Raw genomic sequence first — 9,468 nt, 5'->3', positions numbered from 1 at the left:
GGACCGGCTGCGCGCGACCGTCACCGGCGGCGAGGCGCCCGTGACGTCCCTCACCAAGGACGACCCGCGCCCCGGCGAGCCGGGCCACGGCCACGCCCCAGGGCGAACCCGGGGGCACCGCCGCGCCATACTGGACGGTTGCCCGTCAGCGGCGGGCGCCGTGCTCCGCCGTCAGCGGCGCAGCGCACCGCCCGCGCCGCCGGGGGCCTGCGACATCGCCTCGTCGGAGTTGAGATGGATGACGCCGTAGTCGTAGCCGTGCCGCCGGTAGACCACGCTCGGCTGCTTGGTGTCGGCGTCCACGAACAGATAGAAGTCGTGCCCGACCAGCTCCATCTCGTACAGCGCCTGGTCGAGCGCCATCGGGGTGGCCGCGTGCGTCTTCTCCCGGACCACCAGCGGCCCTTCGCCACGCACCTCCAGCGACGCCATCCGCCTGGTCGGAACGCCCTCCTCCTCGTCCGGGCCGGGCACCGGCTCCCCGTCCCCGTTGAGGTATGCCGCGTCGGAGACCACGGAGGCCACGTCCGCGGCGGGGGTCCGGCCCGCTCCGCGGCGCGTGTGGCGCTTGCTCGCGGCCTTGCGCAGCCGCGCCTCCAGCTTGGTCACCGCGACGTCCAGCGCGGCGTACGGGTCGGCTGCTGCGGCCTCCGCCCTGATCACCGGCCCGCGCGAGTTGAGCGTGATCTCCACGCGGTCGGCACGCTCCGCCTGCCGCGGGTTGAGCTCCTTGGACACCTCGACGTCGAGGCTGATCACCTTGCCGTCGAGCTTCTGGATCTTGTCCAGCTTCTCGGTCACGTGCTTCCGGAACCGCTCCGGCACCTCGGTCTTGCGGCCCTTGACGACGATGTCCACGCAGAACTCCGTTCCCGGACCCCGCCGTCTCACCGGCGGCGGTCCCTTTCGCTGAGGCCGGCCCGGGAACCAGTCCCGCCCGGCACTGCGTCGGCAGCCGCTCCGCCTCCCGGTCGGCCGGGAACCGCGGAGCTGCGGCTTTCACCTCCTCCTGCCCCACGAGGAAGATCATCACCCCGTGGTGCTGTCTTCCCTCTACCCCGAACATAGTCCCGGAGTGCAGAAGTCGGCATCCGCAACGTCCGCCCTCCTCCGTTCGGGTGAACTACCAGGGCCGTCACCTGCACAAACGCGCATCGGAGTGGATTCAGCAAACGTCAACGTCCGCCACCACCGCCGCCCCCGCGACCCTGCCGCCCGCCACTGAGACCGCCCGAGCGGCCACTCTGAGTGACGTCCCGGTCGTCACCAGGTCGTCCACCAGCACCACCGGGAGGGCCGCCAGCAGCCCCGCCGCGCCCCCGGCCGCCTCGACCGCACCGGACAGGTTCGCCAGCCGCCCGGCCGCGTCGAGCTCCGACTGGTCGGCGACCAGCCTGCGGTGCCGCAGCACCGGTGCCGCCCGCGCGGGCGTGCCCTGCCCGCGCAGCACCGCCGCGGCCGCCCGCGCCATCCGCGCGGTCGCGTCGTGGCCGCGCCGCGCCACCGCCTGCCGCGCGGACGGCACCGGCACCAGCAGCACCGCCCCGCCGACGCCCAGCCCCGCCACCGCCGCGGCCAGCGCCCCGCCCAGCGGACGCGCCAGGCCCAGCGCACCCCGCTCCTTGTGCGCCAGCAGCACGGCCCGCACCTCGTCGCCGTACCGCGCGGCCGCGCACACCGGCGGCAGGCCCGGCACCTCGGGCACCGGACGCACCCGCCGCACCGAGGCCGCTCCGCCCAGCAGCCCCCGGCAGCGCTCGCACAGCTGCGTACGCGGGAGGCCGCAGCCCGCGCAGTCCACCGGGAGCACCAGCCCGGCGATCTCCTGCCACCAGCCCCGCATGACTCCACTGTGCGGCCCCGCGGGGGTGGCCTGCCAGTCACCCGTTCGAGGGCTGTGGATAACTCCGGCCGGGACGGCCGCACGGGCTCCCGGGCTCCTGGGCCCCCGGGCGGACCACCGGGCCGGAGCCGTCAGCCCGGGTAGACCGGGCCGGAGCCGGCCGGGGTGACCTTCTTCCAGTTCAGGTCCTGGGACTGCCAGTAGACGCTGCCGTGGGAGGCGGCGACCAGAGACCCGGTGGCCTGGTCCGGGGGAGCCTCCGACGCCGCCACCGAGTCGGCCTCGCCGATGGTGTCCGACGCGGGCGACACCGAGCCGTCGGTGCTGACCCACTGGATCTGCTGCCCGCTCCCGGCCGGGTCGCTGCCGAGCACCACCAGCCGGCTGCCACCGGCCCAGGACACCGACAGGACGCTCTCGTCGACCGGCGTGATGTCACGGAGGTCCTGCACGGTGAACCGCGGCTGCGCGACCGTCCCACCGCGGTCGACCCGGCCGAGCATCAGCCGGTCCCGCCCGCCCTCGGACACCACCAGGGCGATCCGCAACCCGTCGGAGGCCACCCGCAGCGACTCGATGCGCCCCTCGAGTTCCGGGACGTCGACCGTGACGGGCTGCCCCGTACCGTCCGGGAGGACGTACAGCCGCGAGACGGCCGGGTTCCGGTCGGCCACCCACAGGTCGTCGAAGCCGTCCCAGCTCGGCGCGCTCAGCCCGTTCTTCGGGTCCTTGGCGGCGCTGGTGACCGGGGCCGTCCGGACGGTGGCGCCGTCGGCGAGCTGGGCGACGACCAGCTGGCGCCCGTCGGTCCTGACCGCGGCCGCCGCGTCCCCGTCCCGGCGCACCGCGACCGACCGCAGGTCGGCCTTGTCGGCGCCGAGCGGCCCGCGGACCGGGAAACCGGTCGTGTTCCCCGACGGTGTCATCAGCAGATTGTGCTTCTCGGTGCCGATGTAGAACTGCTCGTTCGCCGTGCCGACCAGCGCGCCCGGCCCGTACTGCAGGGCCTCGTCCCTGGTCGCCGCGCAGGCCTCGCTCCCGTCGGTGCGCTGCACCTGCACCGAGGAGAGCGACACCGACGACTGACCCTGCACGGTGGCGAAGAGCTGGGCGGCGAGCCGCCGACACGTCTCCCCGCGCACTTTGTCCGCCTTGTCCAGGCGTACCTGGAGCCGCTGCGAGTCGTCCAGCGACACGCTCGCGGTGTCGCCGCCGTGCAGCCGCGCACCGGCCGGAACAGCCGTGGTGACCACAGGCGCGAGCCATTTGCTCGGTCCGCCGAGCAGCGCGGTGACGGTGGCGGCGAGCGTGTCGGGCTGCTGCCTGCGCAGGTACACCGGATCGGCGATCAGCGTCTGCCTGCCTCCCGGACCGTCACCCGATCCCCGGACGGCGAAGTAGAACATGTTCACCGAGTGGTATATGCGCTGGAAGTCGGCGGCGGAGAGAAGCAGCCCGTTGTCCAGGACGCTGATCCGCCACTCGCCGTCCTCCTTGACCAGCTGGACGTCCTCGTGGAAGGAGGCCGTGGAGAGCCGGTAGGCGTTCCCCGCGTCCACCGTCGCGGTCTCCCTGCTCGTCAGGACGACCGTCTCCTGCGTCGCCTTCGTGTCCGGGTCGGACTGCGGGGCCCGCGGCACGGAGGAGAGCACGGTGATACCGGCGAGCGGATTCCAGTGCTTCTTCAGATCCGCCGACAGATACTGCTTGGCGGTGGCAAAATCGGTCTCACCGCTGGTGGTGGCCTCCAGGAAGCCGTTGACGATCGACGAGGGCGACTCGTGCGGCTGGGGCGGGACGCCGAACACCCGCACCTGGGTGTCGCCCTCGGCCTGCTGGCTGTCGTCGACCTTGCTGACCTCGCCGCCGCTGGGCATCGACGCGCACCCCGCCAGCAGCAGTGCCGCGGACAGCGGCAGCACCACCTTGGCCACCCGGCCCGCGCGGCCCCCCAGCAGTGCCATCAGATCTCGTCCTTCCGAACGGCTTCCCGGTGCCCGACGACCCGTGCCCCGTTGCCCGGCAGCGCCGCCGGGTCGGCCGTCGGCGGACGCGCGGGCCCGGTGGACGGCATCGGCGGGATGAGCGGCGGCCGCGCCGGGCCCATCTCCCTGCGGTGGCCCTGCCCGGCAGCGCCGCGCGGCTCCGGCACGCTCGGCGTGCCCGCGCCCGCCGCCGAGGACGTCAGGCCGCGGTTGCGGCGCGAGTCGTCCGGCTCCAGCGGTATCGGCGAGCTGCGCAGGTTGTCCCCCGCGGTGCGCGGCAGCGTCATACGGAACTGCGAACCGCCGCCCGGCTCGCCCCAGGCGTGCAGCCAGCCACCGTGCAGACGCGCGTCCTCCACCGCGATCGACAGGCCCAGGCCCGTACCGCCCGTGGTCCGCGCCCTCGCCGGGTCGGCCCGCCAGAAGCGGTTGAACACCCGGGTCGCCTCGCCCGGCTTGAGCCCGACGCCGTAGTCGCGCACCGCGACCGCGACCGCGCCGTCGGCCGTCGCGAGCCGTACGACGACGTCACGGCCCTCACCGTGCTCGATCGCGTTGACCACCAGGTTGCGCAGCACCCGCTCGACCCGGCGCGGATCGGCCTCGGCCACCACCGGCTGGGCGTCGCCGCGTATCAGCACCGTGCTGCCCTTGCGCTCGGCCAGCGGCTCGGCGGCGTCCACCACCTGCCGTACGACCTCGCGCAGATCTATCGGCTCCGCGGACAGCTCCGCGGCGCCCGCGTCGAACCGGCTGATCTCCAGCAGGTCGGACAGCAGCGACTCGAAGCGGTCCAGCTGGTTCTGCAGCAGCTCCGCGGAGCGCGCCGTCACCGGGTCGAAGTCCGAGCGCGCGTCATGGATGACGTCGGCGGCCATCCGCACGGTCGTCAGCGGGGTCCGCAGCTCGTGCGAGACGTCGGAGACGAACCGGCGCTGCATCCGCGACAGATCCTCCATCTGCTGGATCTTGACCTGGAGGTTCTGCGCCATCTTGTTGAAGGACTCGCCAAGTCTCGCGATGTCGTCCTCGCCCGAGACCTGCATCCGCTCCTGGAGCCGCCCGGCGGCGAGCCGCTCGGCGATCCCGGCGGCCATCCGCACCGGGGTGACCACCTGCCGGGTCACCAGCCAGGCGATCGCGCCGAGCAGCACCACGACGAAGATCCCGGCCGTCGCCAGCGTGCCCTTGACCAGGCCGAGCGTCTTCTGTTCCTGGTCGAAGGCGAAGAGGTAGTAGAGCTGGACCTCGTCGCCGCTCGGATCCTTGATGCGCTTGCCGACCGCGAGCGCCGACCGCGGCGGATTGCCGTCGTCGGTGTAGACCTTGGTGTACTGCTTCACGGCCCCCGAGGTGCGGTCGACGGCGGCCCTGAGCTCCTTGGAGACGCTCGCCGGCAGGGCGTTGTCCGACGTGCGCGCCCCGCGCGGTGTGCCGCCGGCGGACTGGATGCCGGACTCACCGCCGGGGCTGAGCACGACGATCCAGTACACGCCCTTGCCGCCGCTGGAGAACTGCGAGGTCAGATCGGTCGCCCAGGTGCCCGAATCGCTCTGCCTGGCCGTCACGCCGGAGCCCGTGCTGTCGGGCTCCTGACCTGCCTGCGTCGCCATGTTCTGCGCGAGGGAGAAGCCGCTCATGGCCTGCTTGACCGAGGCCTTCTCCTTGGCGTCGAGCAGGCCGTTGCGCACCTGGCCGATCACGACGAAGCCGAGCAGCAGCACGACACCGACGGACATCAGCAGCGTGAAGGCGACGACCCGCAGCTGGAGATTGCGCCGCCACAGCCGGGACGCCGGCTGCATCGGCCGCCGGGCCCAGCGCACGCACGAGCGGATGACCGGCAGCAGACCACGCATCGGGTCCGCGAGCCGGCCCTCCAGCAGCTCACGCTCGTACGGTTTGCGCATGTCAGCCCGGTCCCGCCTTGTAGCCGACCCCTCGGACGGTCACGACGATCTCCGGGCGCTCCGGGTCCTGCTCGACCTTGGAGCGCAGCCGCTGCACATGCACGTTGACCAGGCGGGTGTCCGCCGCGTGGCGATACCCCCACACCTGCTCCAGCAGCACCTCACGGGTGAAGACCTGCCACGGCTTGCGCGCGAGCGCTACCAGCAGGTCGAACTCCAGCGGGGTCAGCGCGATCGGCTGCCCGTCGCGCTTGACCGAGTGGCCGGCCACGTCGATCACCAGATCGCCGATGGTCAGCTGCTCGGGCGTGGGCTCCTCGGCCCTGCGCAGGCGCGCGCGGACGCGCGCCACCAGTTCCTTCGGCTTGAACGGCTTGATGACGTAGTCATCCGCGCCGGACTCCAGCCCGACGACCACGTCGACGGTGTCGCTCTTCGCCGTCAGCATCACGATCGGGACACCCGACTCCGCCCTGATCTGCCGGCAGACGTCGATTCCGTCCCGCCCCGGCAGCATCAGGTCGAGCAGCACCAGATCCGGCTTGGCCTCCCGGAAAGCGGCAAGCGCCTTGTCACCGTCAGCACAGAACGACGGCTCGAAACCTTCTCCACGCAGCACGATGCCGAGCATCTCCGACAGCGCGGTGTCGTCATCGACGACCAGGACACGTCCCTTCATACCGACCATCATCCCATTTGCATATCGATACTGGTGACCTTTGGTGATCAAGGTCACGCTATGCGACCATTGTCCCTGCTTGTGCGGTCTTGCGCTGCCCCCCATGTGCAGCCTGTGGATAACGGACGGAACACCCCGCGTCCAACGGTCCACGGAACGTCACCGAGCGGTCTGCTGTGCACCCACCGACACGAGACTCGCGGCGGTCACGGGTGACGCCACACCGTTCTCGGTGACGATCGCGGTGATCAGCTCCGGCGGGGTGACGTCGAAAGCCGGATTATAGGCCTGCGCGCCCAGCGGCGACGCCGCGAGGTCGGTCACCTCGCTCCCGGGGCGCTGCTCCACCTCGATCGACGCGCCGTCCGCCGTCGCCGGATCGACCGTCGTCGACGGCGCCACCACGATGAACGGCACCCGGTGGTACCGGGCGAGCACCGCCAGCGGATAACTCCCCACCTTGTTCGCCGTCGAACCGTCCGCCGCGATCCGGTCCGCCCCGATCAGCACCGCGTCCACCTCACCCGCCGCGAAGAGCGACCCGGCGGCGTTGTCCGCGAGCAGCGTGTACGGCATCCCGGCCCGCGCCGCCTCGTACGCCGTCAGCCGCGCGCCCTGAAGCAGCGGACGCGTCTCGTCCACCCACAGCCGCCGCAGCCGACCCGCGCGGTGCGCCGCCAGGACCACGCCCAGCGCCGTTCCCTGCCCGCCCGACACCAGCGCCCCGGTGTTGCAGTGGGTCAGGATCCGGTAGCTCCCACCGGGCGACAGCTCCTCCAGCAGGCCCAGCCCGCGCGCCGCCATCTCCGTGCTCGCCGCCGCGTCCTCCGCGTGCAGCGCGCGCGCCTCGGCCAGCGCCGCGGCCGCCGCCCGCTCCGGTCCGGCCGCACGGTAGGCCGCCAGCGCCCGCCGCACGCCGTAGCCCAGGTTCACCGCCGTCGGCCGCGCGTGCGCCAACTGGTCGGCCGCCTCCTCCACGTCGAAGCCGCGGGCCGCGGCGAGCGCGACCCCGTACGCCCCGGCAAGGCCCAGCAGCGGCGCCCCGCGCACGGCCAGGCACCGTATCGCCGCCACCAGCGCCGGCACGTCCGTACACGCCAGCTCGACCTCCTCCCGGGGCAGCCGCGTCTGGTCCAGCAGCACCACGACCGGGCCCTCCGGCGGCTCCTCCCACCGCAGCGCGGGGACCGGTCCGGAAGCGGAATCCACCAGGTGATCATCCATCCGTCCAGTCTGCCCTGCCAGGTCCGTCGGGCGGCAGCCCGTGACACGATGGCGCACGTACGGACACGCGTACCAGCAGCACACACAGCACGTACGAAAGGGCAGCCTCCGATGACCAACACTCCGGGCTGGACCTCGCCCGGATCGTCCGGATCCCCGGAACCGAGCACCGGCGACAGCCCCGACGACGCGCCGCCCGCGGCGCAGCCGGACACCGGCGACACGGTCCCCGACCCGGCCGACAGCGCATCCGGCGCATCCGACGCGGCCCCCGGTACGCCGGAGGCCGCGAACGCGCCGAGCGCGCCGGAGACCGCCGGCTCCGGGGCGGACACACCCCCGGCGGCCAACTGGTCGCGGCAGCAGCCCCCGGCCGGCCCATGGCAGGCCTCTGCCCCCTCCGAAGCCCCCGCACCCCCCGTGGCACCGGTGCCCCCGCAGGCGGGCCCCGGTTCGGGCGGCTGGGGCGGGCAGTGGAATCCCCCGCCCCCGCCCGGCCCCGACCACGGCGGCCCCCGCTGGGGCCCGAACGCGCCCTCCTACGGTGCCCCGCCGAACGGCTGGGGCACCCCCGTTCCGGCGGCACCGCAGCCCGGGGTCGTCCCGCTGCGCCCGCTCGACACCGGCGAGATCGTCAACGGCGCCTTCGCCACCTTCCGCGCGCACTGGCGCACGGCGACGGTCCTGGTCTTCGGCGTCGCCGTCCTGACCGAGAGCGTCAACGCGGTGGTCAGCAAGTACCTCGTCGACGACAGCAGCCTCGACGACCTCAAGGACACGTCCGACCCCACGGCGAGCGACATCATGCACGCGCTCGGCGGCAGCCTCGGCGGGACCTGTCTGGTCATGCTCACCAGCATCATCGGGGTCCTCATCACCTCGGGCCTGCTCACCGTCGTCGTCAGCCGCGCCGTGCTGGGCCGCCCGGTGTCCCTGCGCGAGGCCCGGCAGGACATTCGCCCCCGGCTGTCGCAGCTCCTCCAACTCGCGGTGCTGCTGCCGCTCGCACTCATCGCGATCATCGCGGTGGTCCTCCTCCCCGGCACCCTGGTCGCCCTGGCCGGATCGGGGAACGGCGGCGCGGCACTCGCCTCCCTCGGCCTCGTGGCGGCCACCGTCGTCTGCCTGTGGCAGTGGAACATCTGGAGCCTCGCCGCCCCCGCTCTCGTCCTGGAGAAGCAGGGCATCAGGGCCGCGATCAAGCGCTCGGCGAAACTCGTCAGCGGCTCCTGGTGGCGGGTCCTCGGCGTGCAACTGCTCGCCGTGTTCATCACGGGGATCGCGTCTCTGATCATCGAGCTCCCGTTCACCGCCATCGCCGACGCCGTGGGCAACGGAAACGGCGGCCTGTTCTCCACGGACGGCCCAGGCGACTGGCCGACCGTCATCATCACGGCGGTCGGCAGCATCATCGCCGCCACCCTGACCCTGCCGATCAGCGCGAGCGCCGTCTCCCTGCTGTACGTCGACCAGCGCATCCGCCGCGAAGCCCTGGACATCGACCTCGCCCGTGCGGCGAACATCCCCGGCTACGCGGCTCCCGCCACGGCGTCGGACATCCGCGGCTGAGGTATAGAAGGGGGCTGTTGAAGTGAAGGGGCCGTCCTCCTGCGGGAGGACGGCCCCTTTTGTGCGTCCTGTTCCGTACGCCTGGCCGTACCGCCTGGCCGACGCTGTCCGGGCAACGCAAAAAGCCCCGCCCCCGGAATCAGATCCGGGAGCGGGGCTCCTGCAATATTTGTTCGGCGGTGTCCTACTCTCCCACAGGGTCCCCCCTGCAGTACCATCGGCGCTGAAAGGCTTAGCTTCCGGGTTCGGAATGTAACC

At 72.7% G+C, this 9,468-nt stretch carries 7 protein-coding genes and 1 rRNA gene; 1 reads left to right on the top strand and 7 read right to left on the bottom strand.

Annotated elements, in window-relative coordinates; genetic code table 11:
* Positions 1-171: 171 nt before the first annotated feature.
* From hpf to mtnA, 6 genes are all read right to left on the bottom strand, one after another.
* On the bottom strand, positions 172-858 hold the full coding sequence (gene hpf / locus ACWERV_RS36050) for a ribosome hibernation-promoting factor, HPF/YfiA family (protein ID WP_398180923.1): 687 nt from the start codon (positions 856-858) through the stop codon (positions 172-174).
* Positions 859-1,165: 307 nt separating this feature from the next.
* On the bottom strand, positions 1,166-1,843 hold the full coding sequence (locus ACWERV_RS36045; RefSeq protein WP_452941051.1) for a ComF family protein: 678 nt from the start codon (positions 1,841-1,843) through the stop codon (positions 1,166-1,168).
* 131 nt (positions 1,844-1,974) lie between these two features.
* Entirely contained in the window at positions 1,975-3,807 is a 1,833-nt protein-coding gene (locus tag ACWERV_RS36040) for an LpqB family beta-propeller domain-containing protein (protein ID WP_452941050.1), read from the bottom strand.
* On the bottom strand, positions 3,807-5,738 hold the full coding sequence (gene mtrB, locus ACWERV_RS36035; protein WP_452941048.1) for an MtrAB system histidine kinase MtrB: 1,932 nt from the start codon (positions 5,736-5,738) through the stop codon (positions 3,807-3,809). Before mtrB ends, ACWERV_RS36040 begins: the two co-directional genes overlap by 1 nt.
* Position 5,739: 1 nt before the next feature.
* Complete coding sequence (gene mtrA / locus ACWERV_RS36030) at positions 5,740-6,429, bottom strand: MtrAB system response regulator MtrA (protein WP_106966605.1); 690 nt, start codon at positions 6,427-6,429, stop codon at positions 5,740-5,742.
* Between the two features lie 147 nt (positions 6,430-6,576).
* Positions 6,577-7,641 (bottom strand): S-methyl-5-thioribose-1-phosphate isomerase, encoded by a 1,065-nt coding sequence (mtnA, locus tag ACWERV_RS36025; protein ID WP_398180909.1) that lies wholly within the window; start codon positions 7,639-7,641, stop codon positions 6,577-6,579.
* Positions 7,642-7,752: 111 nt separating this feature from the next.
* Here mtnA and ACWERV_RS36020 point away from each other — a divergent pair, with 111 nt between their 5' ends.
* Entirely contained in the window at positions 7,753-9,210 is a 1,458-nt protein-coding gene (locus ACWERV_RS36020) for a hypothetical protein (protein ID WP_452941046.1), read from the top strand.
* A gap of 171 nt (positions 9,211-9,381) precedes the next feature.
* Here ACWERV_RS36020 and rrf read toward each other — a convergent pair.
* Positions 9,382-9,468 (bottom strand): 5S ribosomal RNA (rrf, locus tag ACWERV_RS36015); the annotation flags it as partial.

This window comes from Streptomyces sp. NPDC004031, from assembly GCF_053604375.1.
Note: the sequence above shows the minus strand (reverse complement) of the source record. Positions and strands in the feature narration are given on the sequence as shown.